22 protein-coding genes are annotated in these 22,712 nt (G+C 70.1%); 2 read left to right on the top strand and 20 right to left on the bottom strand.

The window, feature by feature from the left end; genetic code table 11:
- The 8 genes from JWN68_RS19085 to JWN68_RS19050 all read right to left on the bottom strand — a co-directional run.
- A partial coding sequence (locus JWN68_RS19085; RefSeq protein WP_297741954.1) for a (d)CMP kinase occupies nucleotides 1–141 on the bottom strand: 141 nt, incomplete at its 3' end.
- Nucleotides 142–152: 11 nt separating this feature from the next.
- The gene (locus JWN68_RS19080) at nucleotides 153–1,226 is read right to left on the bottom strand and encodes a prephenate dehydrogenase (protein ID WP_297741948.1); all 1,074 of its coding nucleotides are present in this window, start codon (nucleotides 1,224–1,226) and stop codon (nucleotides 153–155) included.
- Nucleotides 1,219–1,605: a chorismate mutase gene (gene aroH / locus JWN68_RS19075; protein WP_297741946.1), complete on the bottom strand. Its 387-nt coding sequence runs from the start codon at nucleotides 1,603–1,605 to the stop codon at nucleotides 1,219–1,221. The genes JWN68_RS19080 and aroH overlap by 8 nt, the downstream gene beginning before the upstream one ends.
- Before the next feature lie 26 nt (nucleotides 1,606–1,631).
- Nucleotides 1,632–2,432, bottom strand: a complete 801-nt coding sequence (locus tag JWN68_RS19070) for a pseudouridine synthase (RefSeq protein ID WP_297741944.1) — start codon at nucleotides 2,430–2,432, stop codon at nucleotides 1,632–1,634.
- On the bottom strand, nucleotides 2,429–3,205 hold the full coding sequence (scpB, locus tag JWN68_RS19065; protein ID WP_297741942.1) for an SMC-Scp complex subunit ScpB: 777 nt from the start codon (nucleotides 3,203–3,205) through the stop codon (nucleotides 2,429–2,431). Before scpB ends, JWN68_RS19070 begins: the two co-directional genes overlap by 4 nt.
- Nucleotides 3,198–4,028, bottom strand: coding sequence for a segregation/condensation protein A (locus JWN68_RS19060; RefSeq protein WP_297741952.1), 831 nt, complete (start codon nucleotides 4,026–4,028; stop codon nucleotides 3,198–3,200). Before JWN68_RS19060 ends, scpB begins: the two co-directional genes overlap by 8 nt.
- Before the next feature lie 83 nt (nucleotides 4,029–4,111).
- Nucleotides 4,112–4,459 carry a hypothetical protein gene (locus tag JWN68_RS19055; RefSeq protein ID WP_297741940.1) on the bottom strand — a complete coding sequence of 116 codons (348 nt, stop codon included), beginning with the start codon at nucleotides 4,457–4,459 and terminating at the stop codon, nucleotides 4,112–4,114.
- Nucleotides 4,444–5,418 carry an AAA family ATPase gene (locus JWN68_RS19050; protein WP_366519848.1) on the bottom strand — a complete coding sequence of 325 codons (975 nt, stop codon included), beginning with the start codon at nucleotides 5,416–5,418 and terminating at the stop codon, nucleotides 4,444–4,446. The genes JWN68_RS19055 and JWN68_RS19050 overlap by 16 nt, the downstream gene beginning before the upstream one ends.
- 332 nt (nucleotides 5,419–5,750) lie before the next feature.
- On the opposite strand from JWN68_RS19050, the gene JWN68_RS19045 reads away from it, so the two are divergent.
- Nucleotides 5,751–6,287, top strand: a complete 537-nt coding sequence (locus JWN68_RS19045; RefSeq protein WP_297741938.1) for a gluconokinase — start codon at nucleotides 5,751–5,753, stop codon at nucleotides 6,285–6,287.
- A gap of 1 nt (nucleotide 6,288) precedes the next feature.
- Here the strand turns inward: JWN68_RS19045 and JWN68_RS19040 are convergent, their stop codons facing one another.
- The 4 genes from JWN68_RS19040 to JWN68_RS19025 form a co-directional block, all read right to left on the bottom strand.
- Nucleotides 6,289–8,883, bottom strand: coding sequence for a DEAD/DEAH box helicase (locus JWN68_RS19040; protein WP_297741936.1), 2,595 nt, complete (start codon nucleotides 8,881–8,883; stop codon nucleotides 6,289–6,291).
- Nucleotides 8,883–9,815, bottom strand: a complete 933-nt coding sequence (gene xerD, locus JWN68_RS19035; RefSeq protein ID WP_297741934.1) for a site-specific tyrosine recombinase XerD — start codon at nucleotides 9,813–9,815, stop codon at nucleotides 8,883–8,885. The genes JWN68_RS19040 and xerD overlap by 1 nt, the downstream gene beginning before the upstream one ends.
- The gene (ald, locus tag JWN68_RS19030) at nucleotides 9,812–10,927 is read right to left on the bottom strand and encodes an alanine dehydrogenase (protein WP_297741931.1); all 1,116 of its coding nucleotides are present in this window, start codon (nucleotides 10,925–10,927) and stop codon (nucleotides 9,812–9,814) included. Before ald ends, xerD begins: the two co-directional genes overlap by 4 nt.
- Nucleotides 10,928–11,002: 75 nt before the next feature.
- On the bottom strand, nucleotides 11,003–11,614 hold the full coding sequence (locus tag JWN68_RS19025) for an NUDIX hydrolase (protein ID WP_297741929.1): 612 nt from the start codon (nucleotides 11,612–11,614) through the stop codon (nucleotides 11,003–11,005).
- A gap of 69 nt (nucleotides 11,615–11,683) precedes the next feature.
- Between JWN68_RS19025 and pepN the strand changes: the two genes are divergently transcribed.
- Nucleotides 11,684–14,128 (top strand): aminopeptidase N, encoded by a 2,445-nt coding sequence (gene pepN, locus JWN68_RS19020; RefSeq protein WP_297741927.1) that lies wholly within the window; start codon nucleotides 11,684–11,686, stop codon nucleotides 14,126–14,128.
- A 21-nt stretch (nucleotides 14,129–14,149) separates the two neighbouring features.
- On the opposite strand, the gene JWN68_RS19015 is transcribed toward pepN, so the two are convergent.
- The 8 genes from JWN68_RS19015 to JWN68_RS18980 all read right to left on the bottom strand — a co-directional run.
- Nucleotides 14,150–15,859, bottom strand: coding sequence for a CTP synthase (locus tag JWN68_RS19015; RefSeq protein WP_297741925.1), 1,710 nt, complete (start codon nucleotides 15,857–15,859; stop codon nucleotides 14,150–14,152).
- Between the two features lie 11 nt (nucleotides 15,860–15,870).
- Nucleotides 15,871–16,749 carry a copper transporter gene (locus tag JWN68_RS19010; protein WP_297741923.1) on the bottom strand — a complete coding sequence of 293 codons (879 nt, stop codon included), beginning with the start codon at nucleotides 16,747–16,749 and terminating at the stop codon, nucleotides 15,871–15,873.
- Nucleotides 16,746–17,969: a putative cytokinetic ring protein SteA gene (gene steA / locus JWN68_RS19005; protein ID WP_297741921.1), complete on the bottom strand. Its 1,224-nt coding sequence runs from the start codon at nucleotides 17,967–17,969 to the stop codon at nucleotides 16,746–16,748. The genes JWN68_RS19010 and steA overlap by 4 nt, the downstream gene beginning before the upstream one ends.
- Nucleotides 17,970–18,076: 107 nt before the next feature.
- A complete protein-coding gene (gene recN / locus JWN68_RS19000) occupies nucleotides 18,077–19,828 on the bottom strand; it encodes a DNA repair protein RecN (RefSeq protein WP_297741919.1) in 1,752 nt (583 codons plus the stop codon).
- Nucleotides 19,821–20,798: an NAD kinase gene (locus tag JWN68_RS18995; RefSeq protein ID WP_297741917.1), complete on the bottom strand. Its 978-nt coding sequence runs from the start codon at nucleotides 20,796–20,798 to the stop codon at nucleotides 19,821–19,823. Before JWN68_RS18995 ends, recN begins: the two co-directional genes overlap by 8 nt.
- Nucleotides 20,795–21,634, bottom strand: coding sequence for a TlyA family RNA methyltransferase (locus tag JWN68_RS18990; protein ID WP_297741915.1), 840 nt, complete (start codon nucleotides 21,632–21,634; stop codon nucleotides 20,795–20,797). The genes JWN68_RS18995 and JWN68_RS18990 overlap by 4 nt, the downstream gene beginning before the upstream one ends.
- Nucleotides 21,635–21,636: 2 nt before the next feature.
- Nucleotides 21,637–21,819: a hypothetical protein gene (locus tag JWN68_RS18985; RefSeq protein ID WP_297741913.1), complete on the bottom strand. Its 183-nt coding sequence runs from the start codon at nucleotides 21,817–21,819 to the stop codon at nucleotides 21,637–21,639.
- A gap of 32 nt (nucleotides 21,820–21,851) precedes the next feature.
- A partial coding sequence (locus JWN68_RS18980) for an HAD hydrolase-like protein (protein WP_297741911.1) occupies nucleotides 21,852–22,712 on the bottom strand: 861 nt, incomplete at its 5' end.

Genomic DNA, 22,712 nt, shown 5'->3' with positions numbered 1-22,712 from the left:
GCTCAGCATCCACCAGGTGATCGCGCGGAACATCGCGCCGGTGTCGAGGTAGCGCAACCCGAGTCGCGCTGCAACCCCGCGGGAGGTGCTGGACTTGCCGGAGCCGGAGGGCCCATCAATGGCAACGACAAGGGAACTCACGGGAGCAGAGCCTACCGGTGAGTCGTCCAACCACGAGATTCCAGAGCGGCGAGCAAGTGCTCGGCCCGGCCCTCCTCGACCACGAGCTCGGTGAGCCCCACAGGACGGCCGGGATCGTGGTCGATGTGCACGTCCTCGATGTTGACGCCGATCTCCCCCGCGTCCCCGAACAGCCGGGCGAGCTCGCCCGGGTGGTCGGGCACCGAGACGAAGACGGACCGCATGGGGCGCATCGGACCACCGTGCTTCCCGGGGATCGCCTGCGTGCCGACGACGCCGGCGCTGAGGATCTCGATGAGCACGGCGGTTTCGTCGTCGGCCACCGCGGCAATGAGGTCGTGGAGCTGGTCGCTGAGCTCGCCCAGGAGAGCGGTGATGGCACCCGAGTTGGCGCTGAGGATCTGCTGCCACATCGCCGGGTCACTGGCCGCGATCCGGGTCACGTCGCGGACGCCCTGGCCGGAGAGGGCGAGGTGCTCCGCTGGGGCGCCGGCGAGCCGAGCGGCCACCAGGACTGCGGCCAGGTGGGGCAGGTGGGAGGTGCGCGCGACCGCGCGGTCGTGCTCGGCCGGCGACAGCGTGGTCGCGACGGCTCCGCACACGTCCACCAGCCTCGCGACGACTGCGACGGCGTCGGCTGCCGACGTGTCGTGTGGCGTGATCGCCCAGGGGCGACCGTCGAAGAGGGCGGCACTCGCTGCCAGCGGTCCCGACCGTTCGCTGCCGGCCATGGGGTGCGAACCGACGTAGCGCCGCAGCTGCGCGGCGTCCACGCGGTCCGCGACGTCCGCCAGGGGCCGACCCTTGATGCTGCCGACGTCGGTGACGACGGCATCGGTGCCCTGGAGGGCGCTGGCGATCACTTCACCCAGGTGGTCGGGAGGTACGGCGACCACGACCAGGCTGGGTCGGTCGTCATCGGACCCCGGGCGGCCCGCGCCGAGCCCGCTGGCCGTGCGCACGTGCTCTGCGGACACGTCGGTCAGCACGACCTCGATGCCCGCCCTCCGGCAGGCGAGGCCGATCGAGGTGCCCAGCAGACCGGTCCCGACGATCTGCACGAGTCCCAGCGACGGCTCACTCATCGTCTGGGACGTCCCGTGTCCGAGTCAGGTCGCGACGCAGGTTGGCGGCACCGTGGAGGTAGACGTGGGTGATGTCGGCGCGCGCCATGTCGGTCTCCACGTGTGCCAGCATCCGCACGCAGCGAGGCATGGACCCGGCGATCTCCAGCTCCCGCGCGCAGATCAGCGGCACCTCCCCGAAGCCCAGTCGCCGTGCGGCGTACGCGGGGAACTCGCTGACCAGGTCGCTGGTCGCGGTGAAGATGACGGAGATGAAGTCGTCCACGTCGAGACCGTTGGCCTCCATCACGTCGGTCACCATCTCCGCGACCCGGTCGAGCATGTGCTCGCGCGTGTCCTCGTCCAGCTGGGTCGCGCCCCTGATCGCCCTCGTTGCCACGGGCGTCACCTTAACGGCGGAGCAGTTCAAAGGTCCGCGCTGTCCAGCAGGACGCCGAGCTCGTCCAGGGTGAGCTCCCGCATCTCCCCCAGGGGCAGGGTCCCGAGCTCGAGCGGACCGATCCTGGTCCGGGTCAGCCGGGTGACCGGATGTCCGACCTCGTCGAGGAGGCGCCGCACGATCCGGTTGCGCCCTTCGTGGATGACCAGCTCGATGATGGTCCGCGATCGCGACGTACGCCCGTGGCTCCCCTCGACGATGCGTGCCCGCGACACCGAGACCGGGCCGTCGTCGAGCGTGACGCCGGCGAGGAGCTTCTTGATGACCCCCTTGTGGAGCTCGCCCTCGACCTCGGCGACATAGGTCTTCTCGATCTCGAAGGACGGGTGGGCCAGGCGCTGGGCGAAGTCGCCGTCGTTGGTGAGGATGATCAACCCCGAGGTGTCCGTGTCGAGCCGCCCCACGTGGAAGAGCCGCTCGGGCCGGTCGGCGACGAGCTCGCCGAGGCTGGGGCGCCCCTCGGGGTCACTCATGGTGGAGACGACGCCGCGCGGCTTGTTCAGCACGAGGTAGACCGAGGCGCTGATCGGCGGCAGTCGTTTGCCGTTGACCCGGACGACGGCCGTGGCCGGGTCGACCTTGGTGCCGAGGCGGGTGATGACCTCCCCGTCGACCTCGACGTGGCCCTCGAGCATGAGCTCCTCGCACTTGCGACGGCTGGCGACGCCGGACTGTGCCAGCAGCTTCTGCAGGCGGATCAGCCCGTCCTCGTCGGGCTCGGGTCGCTGCGAGACGAGGTTGGAGGGGTCGGAGTCGTGTGGCTTCATGAGATCTCGGTCCCGCCGTCGGGTTCGGTGCCCTGGCCGCTGTGCGGCGAATGGGCAGAGCCGCTGTGCGGCGAATGGGCAGAGCCGCTGTGCGGGGAGGGGTGGTGGTCGGGCGAGACCGGTGCGGACTCCGCCTCAGGTGAGCTCTCCGGGCGGGGGGCCGCCATCTGCGTCAGCTCGTCCTCGAGGTCGTCCATGTCGGGGAGGTACGGCGCCAGCTCGGGCAGCTCGTCGAGCGAGGTGATCCCGATGCGCTCGAGGAAGTAGCTGGTCGTGCGGTAGAGGTTGGCACCGGTCTCGGTGTCCTGGCCGGCTTCCTCGACCAGTCCCCTGGTCAGCAAGGTGCGCATGACCCCGTCGACGTTGACGCCGCGGATCGCCGAGACGCGCGCGCGGGAGACCGGCTGCTTGTAGGCGACCACGGACAGCGTCTCCAGGGCCGCCTGGGTCAGGCGCGCCTGCTGGCCCTCCAGGACGAATCCCTCCACCACTGAGGAGTAGGCGTCGCGGCTGTAGAACCGCCAACCACCCGCGACGTTGCGCAGCTCGAACCCGCGGCCCTGCTCGGTGTACTCGGCGGCGAGGTCGTGCAGGGCGCCGTCCACGGCCTCGACGGGGTGGCCGACGGCCGAGGCGAGCTGGACCTTGTCCAGCGCCTGGTCTGCGACCATCAGAATCGCCTCGAGCGAGGGCCTGAGGTCGGCGACCTCGACGTCGAGCGTCTCGACGTCCGTGGTGCCCGGCTCCTCGGACTCCTGGGGGGTCTCACTCATCGTCTCTCCTGGCTTCGTGCTCATCCGCGGGGGTGCCGTCGGAGGCGGGGTCAGGACCGTCCTGGGGCGGTGTCCCGTCGAACTCGTCATTGATCTCGATCTCCGCGTCGTCGCCGCCGGTCCACCTCACCGTGAGCTCGCCGAGCGGTGTGACCTGGTCGAAGGCCACGACCCCCTCGCGGAAGAGCTCCAGCAGTGAGAGAAATCGTGCCACGGTGGTCAGCCGGTCGGGAGAGTCGCCGCACAGGGCGCGGAAGGTCATGGTGCCGGAGCGTCGTAACCGGTCCACGACCAGCGCCGCCTGCTCGCGCACGCTGACCTTGGCCGCGTGGATGTGCTGGAGCGAGACTTCGAGCACCGGCTTGGGCTCCAGCGCGCGGGCGGCGAGCTGCGCGAACTGTTCGAGCCCGATGCCGATCAGGACATCGGGCAACAGGGTCGCGAACCGCTCCTCCATGCCGACCTGGCGCGGGTGTCGGGTGGACTCGTCCGCCAGCCGTTGCTCGAGCACGCCGGCCACCAGCTTGAAGGCGCGATATTGCATGAGCCGGGCGAACAACAGGTCCCGGGCTTCGAGGAGCGCGAGGTCCTCCTCGTCCTCGACGTCGCCCTGGGGCAGGAGCCGCGCCGCCTTGAGGTCGAGCAGCGTCGAGGCGACCAGCAGGAACGAGGTGGTCTGCTCGAGGTCCCAGGCCTTGCCGCCCACCTTGACGTGGGCGATGAACTCGTCGGTGACCCGCGAGAGCGCGACCTCGGTGATGTCGAGCTTGTGCTTGGCGATGAGGCTCAGCAGGAGGTCGAAGGGTCCCTCGAAGTTGTCCAGGTGTACGGCGAAGGCAGGGGCCTGGCCCTGACCGGGATCGCCATGAGCAGCCGGCGCGAGGGTGCCCTCGCTGAGTCCAGCGCTCACTCCTCGGTCAGCCGCCGGACCAGGGCACTGTCGTCACCGTTGGCCTCGAAGTCCGCCAGCACCAGGGCGAGCGCCTCTCGAACGAGGCGCCCCCGGTCGACGGCCAGGCCGTGGGAGCGTCGGAGCATGAGTCGCGTGTGCTCGATGTCGAGCAGCTCGTGGGAGGTGACGTAGACGGTCATCTTCTCGTCGTGCCGGACGCGGCCACTGGGCTTCTTGGGGTGGTTGTCCTCGTCGACCGGTTGATCAGCGACCGCACGCACCGGCCGGGACGCCGTGTCCGGGGCGTCGGCCGTGGTGCGGAAGAGGTCGTCGGCGGCGGGCAGGCTTACTCGGCGGGCCATCGGGTGAGCACCTCCCTGGCGAGCTCTCGGTAGTGACTGGCACCGGTTGAGGCCGACGCGTAAGACGTGATGGGTTCGCCGGCGACGGTGGCGTCGGAGAACTTCACGGTCCTGCGGATGACCGTGTGGAAGACCTTGTCGCCCCACGCCTGCACGAGACGCTGCATCACCTCGCGGCTGTGGAGGGTCCGGCCGTCGAACATGGTGCCCAGCACGCCGTCGATCTCCAGCTTCGGGTTCAGGCGCTCGCGGACCTTGTCGATGGTCGTCTTGAGCAACGCCACGCCTCGCAGCGCGAAGTATTCGCACTCCAGGGGCACGATCACCCCGTCGGAGGCTGTGAGGGCATTGACGGTGAGCAGCCCGAGCGAGGGCTGACAGTCGATCAGGATGATGTCGTACTGCTCCATGGCCGGTGCGAGCACTCGCTGCAGGGTCTGCTCGCGCGCCACCTCGTGGACCAGCTGCACCTCGGCGGCCGACAGGTCGATGTTGGAGGGCAGCAGGTCCATCCCGGGCACCCCGGACGGCACGACCACGTCGTCGAGGGCGACGTCGCGCTGCATGAGCAGGTTGTAGATCGTCAGATCCATCTCGTGGGGGTTCAGGCCCAGACCGACCGAGAGCGATCCCTGTGGGTCGAAGTCGACGAGCAACACCTTGCGGCCGTACTCGGCGAGCGCCGCTCCGAGGTTGATGGTGGTCGTGGTCTTGCCCACGCCGCCCTTCTGGTTGCACATCGACACCACGCGGGCTCGGGTACGAGCTCCGACCGGACCGGGTTCGGGGAAGTCGGGCATCGGACGGCCCGTGGGGCCGAGGTCGGGGGCCGAGGTAGACGGGACAAGGGCGGGTTCCACGGTGGACTCCACGGGTGGTTGCTCGGAACGGATGAAGGGCAGGGGCTCGCTGGGTGCGCCGTGGGTCTGCGCCGCAGGGCGCGGCTGGGGTGGGCTCACGAGCGGGGGGATCTCGGAGGAACTGCTCCCGGAAAGGCCCGGGAAGGGAGAAAACCCGCCATTCGTCATCGCACAGCTCCTAGTTCGACTTCATCCGATTGCACCACGGAAGACGCGTGAGATTTTGTCGACACGGCGACACTTCTTCATCAGGTTCCGGGCGAGCCTAGGACCCCGTCCCGGCCCCCACAACAGGTGGGTCCAGTCCCACAAGCCCCGCGCCAAATCTGTGCAGTGAGCCCCGGTTGAGTACACAGGGAACGACGCCCTGTGCACAAACCTGTGCACTCAGCAAGATCGGTGGGAAGCGGCACGAGAACTAGGCTCCGGACATGTCAGCGCCCGAACCTGCAGGCTCGCGTCCGCGCCACGTGGTGGTGACGGGCGTCTCAGGGACCGGGAAGACGACGGTCGCGGTCGAGCTCGCCCAGCACTTCGGCTGGGTCTTCGTGGAGGGCGACGACCTCCATCCGCCGGCCAACATCGCCAAGATGTCGGCGGGCATCGCGCTCGACGACGGCGATCGGGAGCCGTGGCTGGCGGCGCTGGCCCTGGTCCTCGCCCGTCATCAGGCAGGTGGCAGCTCCAGCGTGGTGACCTGCTCCGCGCTCAAGCGGAGCTACCGGGACGTGCTGCGCGCACGGTTGCCGGACGCGACGGCGGTGTTCTTCGTCCACCTCGCAGCGCCGTACGACGTGATCGCGGCGCGCGTGGCGTCGCGTGAGCACTTCATGGCGCCCTCGCTCCTCCGCTCGCAGGTCGACACGCTGGAGCTGCTGGGTGAGGACGAGCAGAGCGTCGTGATCGACGTGTCCCAGCCCGCGACCGGCGTGGTCACCGAAGCGATCGGGGCGATCGAGCGCAGCTAGGTCACAGCCGCCGCATGGCCACGGTGGGGAGGACCAGCTCGCCGGCCTCGTCGGACGCGTCGCAGTCGATGAGGGCCTCGATCACCCAGTCGTGGTGGCCCTCGGGATCGTGGATCGTCTGCCGCACCTCCCGGACCCGGGCGGTCGTCCCCTCCTCGGCACCGACCGGCTCACCGACCCGCTCGGGGCCGAGCACGAGCAGCTGGGGTCCACGGGCATCAGCGTCGAGGAGCACGGTGTCGTGCTCGGCGTAGTAGTCCTCGATGGCCGCGTCCCACACCGAGCGACCCATGCCCACACTGCGGGGGGGCTCCGTGCGCTCGGCGGCCGCTCGTTCGAGGCGCATCAGGCCGTCGAGGTCGTCGCGGGAGACCAGGTCCACCCGCGCCCACATGGCGTTGCGGACCATCACCTCGAACGTACGCCCCTGCTTGCTGATCGGACGCGGAGGCGGGGGCGGCTCGTGGTGGGCGACCCGCCCGGGCACGTGGGCGGGGTCGCTGAGGGCCTCCCACTCGTCCAGCAGCGACGAGTCGGTCTGGCGGATGGTCTCGCCCAGCCACTCGACGAGGTCGTCCAGCTCGGGGGTGCGATGGGACTCCGGCACGGTCTGGCGCAGCGTGCGGTAGGCGTCGGTGAGATAGCGCAGGACCAGTCCCTCGGACCGGGCGAGCTGGTAGCGGCCGACGAAGTCGGTGAAGCTCATCCCCTGTTCCCACATCATCCGCACCACCGTCTTCGGCGACAGCGCGTCCTCGCGCAGCCACGGATGGCGTTGGCGGTAGATCTCGTACAACCCCCCCAGCAGCTCGGCGAGGGGCTGGGGCCAGGTGATCTTGTCGAGCAGCGCCATCCGTTCGTCGTAGTCGATGCCGTCGGCCTTCATCTCCTGCACGGCCTCACCGCGCGCGGCGAACTGCTGGGCCATCAGGATCTGCCGCGGCGCCTCCAGCACCGACTCGATCACGGTCACGATGTCGAGGGTGTACGTCTCCGACTCGGGGTCGAGGACGTCCAGGGCAGCCAGCGCGAAGTGCGCCAACGGCTGGTTGAGCGCGAAGTCCGGTGGCAGGTCGACGGTCAGCAGGTAGCGCCGGCCGAACTCGTCCACCTCGTCGAGTCGGGTCAGCACGTCGGTTCGCAGCAGGCTGCGACCCAGGCGCAGGGCCCGTCTCGCCAGCCGCAGCCGCTGGCGGCGGTCCTCGTGGTTGTCGGTGAGGAGCCGGCGCATCACCGCGAAGGCGTCCTCCTCGCGGGTGGCGACGTTGATGAGCATCGCGTTGTCCACCCGCATGCGCGAGGTCAGCTGCTCGGGCACCCCGGCGACGAGCTTGTCGAAGGTCTGCTCCGTCCACACGACGGTTCCCTCGGGCGGCTTCTTCAGCTGCGCCTTGGACTTGCGCTTGGCATTGGCTCCCGGCGCGGCGTTCTTGGCCTCGGCCTTGGCCTTGGCCCGTTCGTTGTCGATCACGTGCTCGGGCGCCTGCACCACCACATTGCCCGCGACGTCGTAGCCCGCACGCCCGGCCCGACCGGCGATCTGGAGGAACTCGCGGGTGCGGAGCACGCGTTGACGGTTGCCGTCGAACTTCGCGAGACCGCTGAAGAGGACCGTGCGGATCGGCACGTTGATCCCGACCCCGAGGGTGTCGGTGCCGCAGATGACCGTCAACAGGCCCGCCTGCGCGAGCTGCTCCACCAGGCGCCGATACTTCGGCAACATGCCCGCGTGGTGGACGCCAATGCCGTTGCGGACCATCCGGGAGAGCGTCTTGCCGAAGCCCGCCCCGAAGCGGAACGCCCCGATCCGTTCGGCGATGGCTTCCTTGTCGACCCACTTCTGCGGCCTCTTCAACAGGTTGGTCGCGTGCTCGACCGCGGCCGCCTGCGTGAAGTGCACGACGTAGACCGGCGCCTGCCCGGTCGTCACGAGCTCCTCGAGCGTCTCGTCGAGGTGCTCGAGGGACCAGGTGAAGGTCAGGGGCACGGGACGCTCGGCATCTGCGACCACGGCGACGTCTCGGCCCGTACGCCGCTTCAGGTCCTCGACAATGAACGAGACGTCACCCAGCGTCGCCGACATGAGGAGGAACTGTGCGTCGAGGAGCTCGAGGAGCGGGACCTGCCAGGCCCATCCACGGTCGGGCTCGGCGTAGAAGTGGAACTCGTCCATCACGACGAGCCCCACGTCGGCGGTGCGACCCTCCCGGAGCGCGATGTTGGCGAGGATCTCCGCCGTGCAGCAGATGATCGGCGCGTCGGGGTTGACGGCCGCGTCACCGGTGAGCATCCCGACGTTGTCCGCGCCGAAGACCTCGCACAGGGCGAAGAACTTCTCGCTCACCAGCGCCTTGATCGGTGCGGTGTAGAAGCTGACCCTGTCCTGGGCCAGTGCCCACGCGTGGGCGCCGATCGCCACCAGCGACTTCCCTGACCCGGTCGGGGTCGCCAGGATGACGTGGTTGCCGCCCATCACTTCGATGACGGCTTCGTCCTGGTGGGGATAGAGGTCGAGGCCCTGCTCGCCCACCCAGGCGGCAAAGGCGTCGTAGACCTCGTCCGCGTCTCCGCGCACCGCGCTCAGGTGGGTGCTCATCAGTCCCTCGCCCTCGGGTGCGCAGTCGCGAAGACCTCGCGCAGGTTGTCGACGGTGACCAGTGTGTACACCTGGGTGGTGGTCACCGACGCGTGGCCCAGGAGCTCCTGCACGACCCGGACGTCGGCACCACCGTCCAGCAGGTGGGTGGCGAACGAGTGGCGCAGGGTGTGCGGCGAGACGTCGCGGGTGACGCCCGCCCGTTCGCCCGCCTTGACCAGCACCGCCCACGAGCTCTGGCGGGACAGCCGGCCGCCGCGGGCATTGAGGAACATCGCTCCAGCCGGTGTCCGGGGGGAGACCAGCTCGGGTCGGGCCCGGGTGAGGTAGGCCGCCACGGCGTCCAGCGCATAGGCGCCGACCGGCACCAACCGCTCCTTGGAGCCCTTCCCGCGCAGGAGCACCGTGGCATCGACGGTGTCGAGGTCGTCGATGTCCAGGCCCACCGCCTCGGAGATCCGCGCACCGGTGCCGTACAACACCTCCAGCAACGCTCGGTCCCGCAGCGCCAGGATCGTGTCGGGAGCGCTGGCGGCTTCCAGGATCGCCTCGACGTCGGAGAGCGGCAGCGCCTTCGGCAGCCGCTTGGCGGGTGTCGGAGGCTTGACCGCTCCCGCGGGGTCGAGCGTCGCGAGCCCGTCGGCAACGGCGAACTTGTGGAAGCCACGGACTGCGACCACGGTGCGAGCGGCCGATGTGGAGCCCAGCGGCGGGTGGTTGCCATCGCCCTCGCGCAGTCGCATCAGGAACCCCGCCACCATCGCCTCGGTGACCTGGTCGAGCGTGCCGACACCCTGCTCGGCCAGGTACTCCGCATAGCGCCTGAGATCGCGCCGGTAGGACGTGAGGGTGTTGACCGCAAGGCCGCGCTCCACCGCGAGGTGGTCCAGGTAGATGGAGATGGCGCGCGTGAGTGCGGCCGTGTCAGTCACGCAAGGACGCTATCCAGCCCGACCACGTCGATGCCGACCGCCTCGCCGACCGGCGCGTTGGTGAGCTGCCCGGCGTGCGTGTTCAGCCCCAGCGCGAGGCTGCGGTCGTCGCGGCAGCCCTGCTGCCAGCCCTTGTCGGCCAGCGCGACGGCATACGGCAGGGTCGCGTTGGTCAGGGCGTACGTCGAGGTGTTGGGGACGGCGCCGGGCATGTTGGCGACGCAGTAGAACACCGAGTCGTGGACCGGGTAGGTCGGGTCGTCGTGGGTCGTGGCGTGGGAGTCCTCGAAGCAGCCGCCCTGGTCGATCGCGATGTCGACGAGCACTGAGCCCGGCTTCATCCGTGAGACGAGCTCGTTGCTGACCAGCTTCGGGGCCGCGGCGCCCGGGATCAGCACGGCGCCGATGACCATGTCGGCCTCCATCACCTGCTGCTCGATGGCGAGCTTGGAGGACGCCAGGCCGTGCACCCGGTTGTTGTAGCGCCAGAACGACATCCGCAGCTTGTCCAGGTCGGTGTCGAGCAACGTGACGTCGGCGCCCATGCCGAGGGCGATGTTGGCAGCGTTCTGACCGGAGACCCCGGCCCCGATGATGACGACCTTGGCGTTCGCGACGCCACCGACGCCGCCCATGAGCACGCCCCGGCCGCCGTTGGCCTTCATCAGCGAGTGCGCACCGACCTGCGGGGCAAGACAGCCGGCGACCTCGGACATCGGGTAGAGCAGCGGCAGCCCACCGGACGGCAGCTGGACGGTCTCGTAGGCGATCGCGGTGACCTTGCGCTGCATCAGCTCCTCGGTCAGCGGCTTGTCGGCGGCGAGGTGGAGGTAGGTAAAGAGCACCTGCCCCTCCCGCATGCGGGCGTACTCCTCCGCGACCGGCTCCTTCACCTTGAGGATCATCTCGGCGGTGCCCCACACGTCGTCAGCCGTGTCGATCATGGTGGCGCCGGCGGCGATGTATTCCGCGTCGGGGACCAGGGAGCCGGCGCCGGCGTCCTTCTCGACGCAGACCTCGTGCCCGTGCTGCACCAGCTCGTGGACGCCGATCGGGGTGAGGGCCACGCGGTACTCGCGGTTCTTGACTTCCTTGGGTACGCCGATCTTCACGACTCACTCCTCGTAGCTCCGGGCGCACCTCGTCGTGACGCCGCTCACAGCCGGGGACATTACTCCGGGGCGAGGTCAGGCCTCGCCCAGGGTCCCGCGGCGCCGGTGGGCGTCGTAGGCGAGGACTGCCTGTGCCAGCGGACCCTGCCGCACCCGACCCGCCAGGACGGCGTCGATGAGCTCGTCCACGGGCGCCCAGAAGACCTCGATCTCGGCCTCCTCGTGCTGCATCTCGAAGTCGCCGCGCGACACCGGAGTCAGGTCGCGGGCCAGGAAGATCTCGTGCACCTCGTCGGTCAGGCCGGCGCTCGGATAGGTGCTGAGCAGCTGGCGCCACGAGGCCGCCGCCATCTCGGCCTCCTCCCGGAGCTCACGCTTGGCGGTCTCGACCGGCGGTTCGTCACCCGCGTCCCGCAGGCCCGCCGGGAGCTCGACGAAGACGTGACCGGACGCGTGCCTGTACTGGCGAAGGCAGAGCACCCGCTCGTCCTCGTCGACCGCCAGCACGATCACCGCACCTGGGTGTTCCACGGTGATGCGCGCGAACTCGTGCTCGGGGTGGTCCGGTCGGGTGATGACGTCCTCCCGCACCACCACGACCCAGGCGTCCTGATGCACGACACGGGAGCGAATTACGGGCCATGAAGCTTCCCGATCGGCCAGGGACATCACGGACTCGTCACTCATGACCGCGAGCCTAGGCGAGGACCCACCGCGCTTCTGCCTCCGTCGGGGCCCGTGGCTAGAGTGCCGAACATGACGCTGTCGAGCCTGACCCAGACCGAAGCCGTCGAGCGGTCCCGCCTCGTCGCGGTCGAACGCTACGACATCGAGGTGGATCTCACCGGCCTGCTCGAGGGCCAGGTCTTCTCCTCGGTGAGCACCATCAGGTTCACCTCCTCCGAGCCGGGGGCGTCGACGTTCGTCGACTGCGTGGCCGACATCGCGCATGCGACCCTCAACGGCGTCGACCTCGATGTCAGTACGGCGAAGCAGGGCCGACTGGCACTCCCCTCCCTGGCTGCGGACAACCTCCTGGTCGTCGAGGCCTCGACCTCCAACACCGCCAGCGGCGAGGGCATCCTGCGCACGGTCGATCCCACCGACGGCCTCGTCTACGTCTGGACGAGCCTGGAGACCGACGAGGCGCGACGTCTGTGGGCCTGCTTCGACCAACCCGACCTCAAGGCCCCGCACGCGTTCACGGTGCTGGCGCCCCACAGCTGGACGGTCACCTCGAACTCGGCGCCCGCCGCCATCAAGGAGGTCGACGACGCCACGCGCCTGTGGACCTTCGAGGACACCCCCCGTCTGTCGACCTACGTGGTGGTCGTCAACGCGGGTCCCTTCCACGAGGTCCGCCAGCAGCACGACGGCTACGACCTCGGGTTCTTCTGTCGTCAGTCGCTCGTGCAGCACCTCGAGCGCGACCTGGAGGAGCTGGTGACACTCACGCGCCAGGGCCTGTCGTTCTTCGGCGACAAGTTCGGCATCCCGTTCCCGCAGGTCCGCTACGACCAGGTGTTCGTCCCCAATCTCGGCGGCGCGATGGAGAACTGGGGTTGCGTGACCTACGGCGACTCCCAGCTCTTCCGCACTCCGCCGTCGCACAACCAGCGCGCAGTCCGGGCGGAGTTCGTGCTCCACGAGATGGCGCACATGTGGTTCGGCGACCTCGTCACGATGCGGTGGTGGGACGACCTGTGGCTCAACGAGGCCTTCGCCTCGTGGGCCTCCAACTGGGCCATGGCAGAGGCGACGGAGTTCACCGACCAGTGGGCGAGCTTCCTCGCGTTGTACAAGCGCCCCGCCTACGACATGGACATGGGTCCGGGTCGTCACCCCATCCGGGGCGAGGTCACCGACGTCAACGGGGCCATGGCCAACTTCGACGCCATCACCTACGTCAAGGGTCAGAGCGTCCTGCACCAGCTGATGGCCTTCATCGGCGAGGACGCCTTCGTCGAAGGGCTGCGCGCCTACTTCGCCGCCCACGCGTACGGCAACACGGTGCTCGACGACCTGATGTCCGCGTATGCCGCCGCGGCCGGCCAGGACCTGTCCTCATGGACGGCCGCGTGGCTCGATCGCGCCGGCACCGATGTGGTCGCGCTCGACGGTGACACCATCCGGGCCGAGTCCCCCGACGGCCAGGCTCCGCGCCCGCACCGCATCGACATTGCGTCGTACTCCGTCACGGGCGACTCCCTGGAGAGGGTGGCCGTCACTCCGGCCCTGCTGACCGGCGAGACCACCCGGGTGGACCTGCCCGAGGGCGACCTGCGGCTGTTGAACGCCGACGACCTGACCTTCGCCGCCGTCCGTCCGGACGCCGAGTCGCTGCGGCTGATGCTCCGCCACCTCGGCGCCTTCGTCGAGCCGCTGTCACGCGCGCTCGTGGTCGGCACCATCACCCAGCTGCTGCTGCTCGCCGAGCTGGCGCCGCGCGACGCAGCCACCGCCATCAGCACCGCCCTACACACCGAGCGCAACCCCGCCCTGGTGGAGCCGTTCCTGTCCGTGGGATCGCTCGTGGCCGACCGGTGGGCCCCGCCCGCCGAGTCTCCGGTCCTGCGTTCCGCACTGGCTGACGCCGCGCTCGTGCTCTCGCGCGACCCCGAGCACCGCCAGCCCGCCCTGCGCACCCTGGCTGCGTCAGCGAGCACCGACGAGCACTGGGCCGCCGTCGAGGAGGCCGCCGCCGCGTCGACCGACTCCGACCTCGCCTGGCGCATGGCCATCCGTCGTGCCGAGCTCGGCCAGCGTGACGACGACGCCCTGGCCCAGCTGCTGGCCGGTGACCCCGACCCGGACGCCGGCGTCAAGCGCCTCAAGGTGCTGGCCGCCAGCCCCGACGCCGAGTCCAAGGAAACGGTGTGGCGGGCCTTCTTCGTCGACCACTCCGTGCCCGCGAGCCGCGACACCCTCGACCTGGGGGCGATCTTCTGGCGCCCGGGGCAGGTCGACCTGCTGGCGCCGTACACCCACCGCTATCTCGGGGAGCTCACCGACCTCAAGGGCGGCATGCTCAACCAGGGGGTGGTGGTCCGGGGGATGTATCCGCACGCCGTCGGCGACGAGTCGTTCCTCAAGGCTGCGGAAGCGGCGAGCGAGAACGACGCGATCAGCCAGTACGCCCGCAACCAGGTCCGGGCCCAGTCCTTCGTGCTGGCCCAGCTGAACCGCGCTCGGCAGCTCTAGTTCTGGAAGGGCTGGACGTGGCTAGCTCTCGTCCTCGTCGGTGTCGAGGCGGCGCAGGCCGTGCTCGTCGATCGGGATCCGCAGCTCGCGCTGCCGGTCGATCGCTGCGCCGATGAGCCCGGCGAAGAGCGGGTGCGGCCGCGTCGGGCGAGATCGCAGCTCCGGGTGCGCCTGGGTCGCGACGTAGTAGGGGTGCACGTCGGCGGGTAGCTCGACGAACTCGACGAGTCCGAGGTCGGGGTTGACCCCGGAGAAGACCAGGCCCGCCTTCTCCAGCTCGCCGCGGTAGGCGTCGTTGAACTCGTAGCGGTGGCGGTGCCGCTCCTGAACGCGGTCGACCCCGTAGGCCTTGGCGACCACGCTGCCCGGCACCAGGTCGGCCGGCTGCAGGCCGAGCCGCATCGTGCCGCCGAGGTCCCCGGCCCCTTCGACGAACTTCTTCTGCTCCTCGATGGTGGAGATCACGGGGGCAGGGGTGTCGGGCTCGAACTCGGTGGAGCCGGCGCCGTGGATCTCAGCCACGTTGCGGGCGTACTCGATGACCATGCACTGGAGGCCCAGGCACAGCCCGAGCGTCGGAATGTGGTTGGTGCGGGCGTAGGTCAGGGCGCCGAGCTTGCCCTCGAGGCCCCGGATGCCGAACCCGCCAGGGATCAACACCGCATCCACGTCGTGTAGGTGCTTGGCCGCTCCCTGCGGGGTCTCGCACTCGTCGGAGGCGATCCAGCGCAGGTGGACCTTGGCCTCGTGCGCGAACCCGCCGGCGCGCAGGGCCTCGGCGACGGAGAGGTAGGCATCGGGGAGGTCGACGTACTTGCCGACCAGGGCGACGGTGACGTCCTCCTGGGGGTGGTGGACGCGGCGGAGCAGGTCGTCCCATACCGTCCAGTCGACGTCGCGGAACGGCAGGTCCAGTCGGCGTACGACATAGGCGTCGAGACCCTCGCGGTGCAGGACCTTGGGGATGTCGTAGATCGACGGGGCGTCGGCGGCAGTCACCACCGCCTCATCGTCCACGTCGCACATCAGTGCGATCTTGCGCTTGATGCCGTCGGGCAGGTCGCGGTCGGCGCGACACACGATGGCGTCGGGCTGGATGCCGATGGACCTCAGCGCCGCCACCGAGTGCTGGGTCGGCTTGGTCTTCAGCTCGCCCGACGGGCCGATGTAGGGCACGAGCGAGACATGGATGAAGAAGCAGTTCTCCCGACCGATCTGGTGCCGGGTCTGCCGGGCCGCCTCGAGGAAGGGCAGCGATTCGATGTCGCCGACGGTGCCGCCGATCTCGGTGATCACGACATCAATGGGGTCGCTGCCCGGACTGGTCCCCATTGCCAGGATCCGGTCCTTGATCTCGTTGGTGATGTGCGGGATCACCTGGACCGTGTCACCGAGGTAGTCGCCGCGGCGCTCCTTGGCGATCACGGCCGAGTAGACCTGCCCGGTCGTCACGTTGGCGATCTGACCGAGGTCGGTGTCGAGGAACCGCTCGTAGTGGCCGATGTCGAGGTCGGTCTCGGCACCGTCGTTGGTCACGAAGACCTCGCCGTGCTGGAACGGGTTCATGGTGCCCGGATCCACGTTGAGATAGGGATCGAGCTTCTGCATCGTCACGCGCAGTCCTCGGGCCTTCAGCAGGCTGCCCAGGCTGGAGGCGGTGAGCCCCTTGCCGAGGGAGGAGGCGACGCCTCCGGTCACGAAGACGTGCTTGGTCGGCGTGGGGTTCTTCACGGGGTTCGAGCCTACCCCAGCGGGACGGGTCCGTCGGCACCCGACGCTCCGAAGGCGCCGCCCTTGGTGCTCAGCGACCGCGCCAGCGCCAGCACCGCGGTCACCCGACCGGCGGGGGTGTCGATGCCGTCCACGGTGGCGACCTCCGCCGAGACCGGCTCGGCGCGCAGCCGGCCGACCTGGCCCTCTCCGCCGTCAGCCAGCGTGCCGGCCACGACCACTCCGCCCGCAGCCCGGGACAGGCCCGACGCCAGGCCGGAGAGGATCGCGTCACCGCCCTCGTCGGCCGGTTCACCGCCCACCACCAGCAGGACCAGCGGTGCCCGCTCGGTCACGCTGCCATCGAGGGTCAGCAGGTCTGCCCCGACCAACGTCTCGATGATCCGGTTCTGCTGGTCGGTAGCCGGCTCGCCCTCGGGCGTCGTGGTCGCGACAGCCACGCCGAGGAGTTGGCCGATCCGGTCGTACGTCGTCGCGTCGGCCGCGATCGCCTTGCCCTGCTGCGTCATGAGCTGGGCGCCCAGGGTGTCGACCAGCGCCTTCTGGTCGGGCGAGACCATGTCATCGGTGAGCGAGTAGCGCCCGGTGATGGTCCCGCCGGCCGCGGAGACCTCCTCGGCGAGCGAGGTCAGGATCTCCTCGTTGACGCCCGGGACGGTGACGACGGCCACGCTGCGGTCCGCCAGCTTGGCGCTGGTGAGCACCGGGCCAATGGCGGTCGCGAACCCTTCGGCGTACGCGCGAGCCGGGTCGTCCTCGGTCGTGTCGGACGCCGCGACCGGCGCGGGATCGCTGAAGTCAGAGAGCGGGCCGCCCCCCAACGCAATGCCCACGGCGAGCGCAAAGAAGACCGCGACGATGCTGGTCAGGAAGTGTCGGAAGGTGATCACGGGCGCTTGAGTCCTTGCACGAGTTCGATGAGTCGGTCGATGGCGTCGGCCACCACCGGTGTGGCCGCGCCGGCCCACTCCTGGCCCACGGGCGTGACCCCGATGGCAGCAGCGAGTGCGACCAGCCCGGCGAGGGTGACCGCGAGGAGGTGTCGGGGGCGCACCTGTCCGTCGTAGAGCCGCGGCACTGCCGCAGCGTCCACCAGCCGTGGACCCACCTTGAGTCGCGTCAGGTAGGTGCTCGGGAGGCCGCTGCGACTGCGATCAAGGAACTCGTCCAGCGTCGCATGCATCCCGACCCCCACGATCAGGCTCGCGCCACCGGCATCCGCGAGGATCAGGGCGGCGTCCTCAGTCGTCGCGCCGGTCTCGAACCTGAGCGGCTTGACGCCGGAGCGCTCGAACCGCTCGATGACCGAGTGCGCGGCACCGCGCTCCACCAGGGCCACCACGTCGCGCGCCCTCGTGAGCACCTCAAGGGACGGCAGCTCCTCGTCGGCCACGTGGGCCACCACGATGTCCGGAGTGTGCCCGGCCGCCCGGAGCGCGTCCGCGCCGTCGTCGACGCCGATCAACACCGGGTCCTGCTCACGGATGAACGCCTTGATGCCGGCGAGCTCACTCTCCCACTCGTGTCCACGCACCACGACCACGACCGGCCGGTCGGTGAGGTCGGTGACCGTCCGGGGCACCCCTCGCCCGTGGAGCAGGAGGTCCTGCTCGCGACGAAGGAACTCGGTGCTGTTGTGGGTGAAGCTCTCCAGCTGCGCCCGCAGGCCGCTGCGGGCGGACTCCATCTCGGTGCGCACGACTTCGGCGTCGACGAGTCGGCCCATCGCGACCCGGTCGTCGCCGAGGAACAGCTCACCGTCGTCGACCCGCACCTGCGCGCCGTCGCACACCCGGGAGAAGATCCCGCCGCCGAAGGTGTCGAAGACCGGCACCCCGGCCTGCAGGAGCACGTCCGGACCGAGGTTGGGGTAGCGGCCGGAGATCATCGGAGCGGCGTTGAGCACGGCTGCGACGTCGGCGTCCACGAGCGCCTGCGCTGTGGACCTGTCCAGGTCGAGGTGGTCCAGGATCGCGATGTCACCCGAGCGCAACCGGGGAATGAGGTGCGAAGTGTGGCGATCGAGGCGGGCGACGCCATGGATGCCGGGGAGGGCTGATCGCCGCTGCCGACTGCGCGGAGGGCTGAGTCGCTGGGGGGAGAATTTCATGACCGATCCATGGTGTCAGCCCCGCGACGTGGATCCCGGCAGCCTCCTGTGTGGGCGAGTCGCGCCTCCGGGCGTCCCGCTCGTGTCGGCCCAGGTCGGCTGTCGGGTCAGCCGTGTGCCCGGGCCGGGGCCGCGGTGTGCAACAGCTCCCGGGCGTGCGCCAGGGCACTGTCTGACTCCTCCAGGCCCGCCAGCATGCGGGAGAGCTCGCGTTCGCGACCGGCGTCGTCGAGGACCGTGAGCCCAGAGGTCGTGACAGTGCCGTCACTGGACTTGTGAACGACGACGTGCCGATCGGCGAATGCCGCCACCTGCGGCAGGTGCGTCACCACCAAGACCTGGGCGTCGCGCGCCAGCTGCGCCAGCCGGCGGCCGACCTCGATGGCTGCCTTGCCGCCGACGCCGGCATCGACCTCGTCGAAGACGAAGATCGGCACCGGGCTCGTCTCGGCCAGGGCCACCTCCACCGCCAGCATGACCCGGGAGAGCTCCCCACCCGACGCGCCCTTGTGCAGGGGTCGGGCGTCCGCTCCGGTGTTGGCAGCCAACTGGAGCTCCACGTCGTCGACACCAGCGGAGGTCGCTCGGAGCCAACGGCCATCGACGTTCAAGACCGCGGGGGTCGGGTCGTCGGGCTCGGCCACCTCCTGGTCCCGTACGGCAACCGTGAGGGCGGCGTGCGGCATCGCGAGCAGGCCGAGCTCGGTGGTCACGAGGGCCCCCAGCCGCTTGGCCGCGCGCTGCCGGGCGGACGTGAGCTTGGCAGCAGCGGCGGTGAGCTGGTCGCGCAGGAGCGTGCGCTCGGCCGCGAGCTCGGCGATCTTCTCGTCGGTGGAGTCGAGGTCGAGCAGCCGCAGGGACGCGGCCTCCGCCCACGTCAACACGTGGTCGATCGTGTCGCCGTACTTCCGTGTCAGTGACGTCAACGCGGCTCGACGCTCGCTGACGCTGGACAGCCGCGCAGGATCGGTTTCGAGCCGGGCGGCGTAGGACGCCACGTCTGCGGCAGCGTCGGAGAGCAGGTAGGTGATCTCGGCCAACCGGTCGGCCAGCTCGCCTGCCTGGGTGTCGTGCTCGCGGACGCCCTCGAGAAGGGTCCGTGCGATCGACGTGGTCGCCAACGCGTCGGCACGACCTTCTTCGCTGCTGAGCGCCTCCCGGGCCTGCTCGGCGGCGGTGCGCAACGTGTCCGCGAACCCCAGACGACCCTCTTCCGCCGCGAGGGCCACGTCCTCGCCTGCCTCGGGCGACACCGCCTCGATCTCGCTGAGGCCGAACCGCAGCAGGTCGGCCTCGCGAGCGCGTTCCTGGGCGCTCAGGACGACCAGGCGCAGCTCGCGCTCGACGTCGACGAGTCGTGCGTGGAGATCGCCGTAGGCTGCGGCCGCCTTGGCCAGCGTCGCGCCGCCGAACCGGTCGAGGGCGTCGCGCTGCGCCCCCGGCTTGAGCAGTCGGTGCTGGTCGGACTGACCGTGGACCGCCACCAGGGGCTCGGCGACGCTGGCCAGCGCGGAGACCGGCACTCCTGCCCCGCCGACCCACGCGCGGGAACGGCCCTCCGAGGCGATGTTGCGCGCCAGGACGACCCGACCGTCCTCTGCCTCTCCCCCGACTTCCTCGACCGCTGCGAGCACCTGAGGGAGTCGGGAGACGCTGATGACACCTTCGACACGTGCGCCTGCGGCGCCCGTACGAACCGAGCCGGGGTCAGCACGTCCTCCCAGCAAAAGTCCCAGGGCCGTGACGACCATCGTCTTGCCGGCACCTGTCTCGCCGGTGATGACAGTCAGTCCGGGCCCTAGCTCGAGCATCGAGGACTCGATGACGCCCAAGGACCGGATCCGGATCTCCTCAAGCATCCGTGGTCCCCTCTTCGCGACGGCGGCGTTCGGACGCGCCGCGCCATCCCTCGACGGGTAGGTCGAACTTCGCCACCAGTCGGTCGGTGAACGGCGCCTCGCGTAGGCGCACCAACCACACCGGCCGCTCCCCGCGGCGCACCTCGATGCGGGCACCCGGGGGCAGGTCGACAGTGCGCCGGCCGTCGCACCACAGCACCCCCGAGCCCTCGTTCTCGCTCAGGACCTCGATCGCCAGCACGCTGGTCGGGGCGACCACCATCGGTCGGGCGAAGAGTGCGTGCGCACTGATGGGCACGATGAGCAGGGCCTCCACACCGGGCCACACGATCGGCCCGCCCGCGCTGAAGTTGTAGGCAGTCGAGCCGGTGGGCGTCGCGCACACGACGCCGTCGCATCCCCAGCGCGACAACGGGCGGCCATCGATCTCGACGACCACCTGCAACATGCGCTCGCGCGCCGCCTTCTCCACGCTCGCCTCGTTCAGCGCGAAAGTGGAGGCGATCAGCTCCTTGCCGCGGTGGACGGTGACGTCGATGGTCAGCCGCTCCTCGGTGACGTATCGGCGCTCCACGATGGCCTCGATCGTGATGGCGACGTCATCCTGCTCCGCCTCCGCCAGGAAGCCCACGTGACCCAGGTTGACCCCCAGCAGCGGCGTCCCGCTCGCCCTTGTCAGCTCGGCTGCTCGCAGGATCGAGCCGTCACCTCCGATGACCAGGGCGAGCTCGCAGCCCGCGCCGGCGTCGTCCTCGTCGTCGACGATCTCGATCCACCCCTCGGGCGCGGTGCCGGACGTGGGTTCGAGATCGAGGTCCTCAGCCTCGGGCGCCAGCAGCCGGACGGCGATTCCGTGCTTGTTGAGCGCACGAGCACACTCCCGAGCCACGTCGCGAGCCGCTGCCCGCCCCGTGTGGGCGAGGAGCAGCACGCGGCGCTGTGCGTCTGGCTCGGGGGCGGTGTCGGTCACGGGTCCACCCTCTCACCCGCCACCCCCAGCGACGCGCTGCGCTCGACCTCGGCCCGCACGTCGTCGTCGTCGATGGCTGCAGGTCCGCGGCGCAACAACAAGAAGAACTCGACGTTCCCGGAGGGACCTGGCAGCGGACTGGTCGTCACCGCGACGGCTCCCCACCCACGGGACGCGGCTGCGCGGGCGATTCCGGAGACCGCCTCCGCTCGCAGGTCGAGGCTTCGGACGACACCGCCCTTGCCGACCCTGTCCTTGCCGACCTCGAACTGCGGCTTGACCATCAGCGCCAGTTCGCCGTCGGACGCCGTCACCGAGAGCAGGGCATCCAGGACCAGCTCGAGCGAGATGAAGGAGAGATCGCCGACGACCAGGTCGACGGGCTCACCGACGATGTCCAGGCTCAGCTCGCGCACGTTGGTGCGGTCGTGGACCACGACCCGATCGTCGCTCTGGAGGGACCAGGCGAGCTGGCCGTACCCGACGTCCACTGCCACCACTTCGCGAGCTCCGGCCCGCAACAGGACGTCGGTGAATCCCCCCGTCGAGGCACCCGCGTCCAGGCAGCGCTTCCCGGCGACGCCGACCCCCACGGATGCAAAGGCGCTCAGCGCGCCCGCCAACTTGTGCCCGCCCCGGGAGACGTAGTCCACGCGGTCGGGGTCCTCGCGCACCACGATCGCGACGTCGGTGGTGACAGCGGTGGCTGGCTTCGACGCCGCGGCGCCCGACACCTTGACACGTCCGTCGGCGATGAGCTCGCTGGCGTGCTCGCGTGATCGGGCCAGTCCGCGACGGACGAGCTCGGCATCGAGCCGAAGGCGACGAGGCGGCACGTTCAGCCGTGTCGCGGATCGAGCGCGCGACGAAGCTGCTCGTGGGCATGCTCGAACACGGCCACGTGGTCGGCCACCGGTCGGGTCTCGAGTCCCTGCATCGAGGCCAGCACCTCAGCCACGGCGGAGACCTCGACCTCGGACTCGCCGGCCTCCGGGCGGGTCTGCTCCTTGAACTCAGTCATGGACGCGAGGCTACCCGTCACTCACGCCCGGGTCATTCCGGCGGCTGCAGGTGCGTCACGTCCACCACGGCGCCAGACGTGTCGAGCGCGTCCCAGCCGGAGGTGGCGACCACGCGCCACCAATCGGCGCTTGACCCGTGCCCCTCGACGTGCAGGACCCCGTTGTCCACAGTCGCCAGCCAGCCCCCGAGGCGGGTCCCGCCCTCGGCCTGGTCCGGGACGTCGTGCGGCTGGAAGAGACCCTCCAGGTCAGGCGAGATGTAGCTGGGGCGCCGGCGCGGTGGGGCGGCCATCAGCTCGAGCAGACCGGTGACACCGGTCATGACCAGGAGCGAGTCCACCCCTACCGCGTGCGCGCCCTCGATGTCGGTGTCGAGCCGGTCCCCGACCATCAGCGGTCGTTCGCCGCCCACGCGACGGATCGTCTCGTCCAGCAGGGGCCGCGCGGGTTTGCCCGCCACGATCGGCTCCACGCCGGCGAAGCGGGTGATCGCGCCCACCAGCACTCCGTGCCCAGGCGCCAGGCCGTAGTCGGTGGGGATGGTCAGGTCGGTGTTGCTGGCGACGTACGGCAGTCCGCTGCTGACCAACGCCGCGGCCCGCATGACGTCCTTCCACAGCACGTCCGGTCCGTAACCGCTGACGACAACCGTCGCCTCGTCCGGCTCGGTCGTGGTCGACAGACCCTCGGCTGCCAGGGCGGTCTCCAGGCCCCGGCCGCCCAGCAGCAGCACGGAGGCGTCGGACCCGAACCGCTCCCTGACGACTCGGGCAGAGGCCTGTGCAGAGGTCACCACGTCGGCCGAGGTGGCCTCGATGCCCATCGCGGTCAGCTTCTCGGCCACGCCCTCGGGCGTGCGCGAAGCGTGGTTGGTGACGAACGCCAGATGTAC

It is taken from the genome of Nocardioides sp., from assembly GCF_025964975.1.
Classification (GTDB): domain Bacteria; phylum Actinomycetota; class Actinomycetes; order Propionibacteriales; family Nocardioidaceae; genus Nocardioides.
The sequence above is the reverse complement of the archived record's forward strand: the minus strand, read 5'-3'. Positions and strand labels throughout refer to the sequence as shown.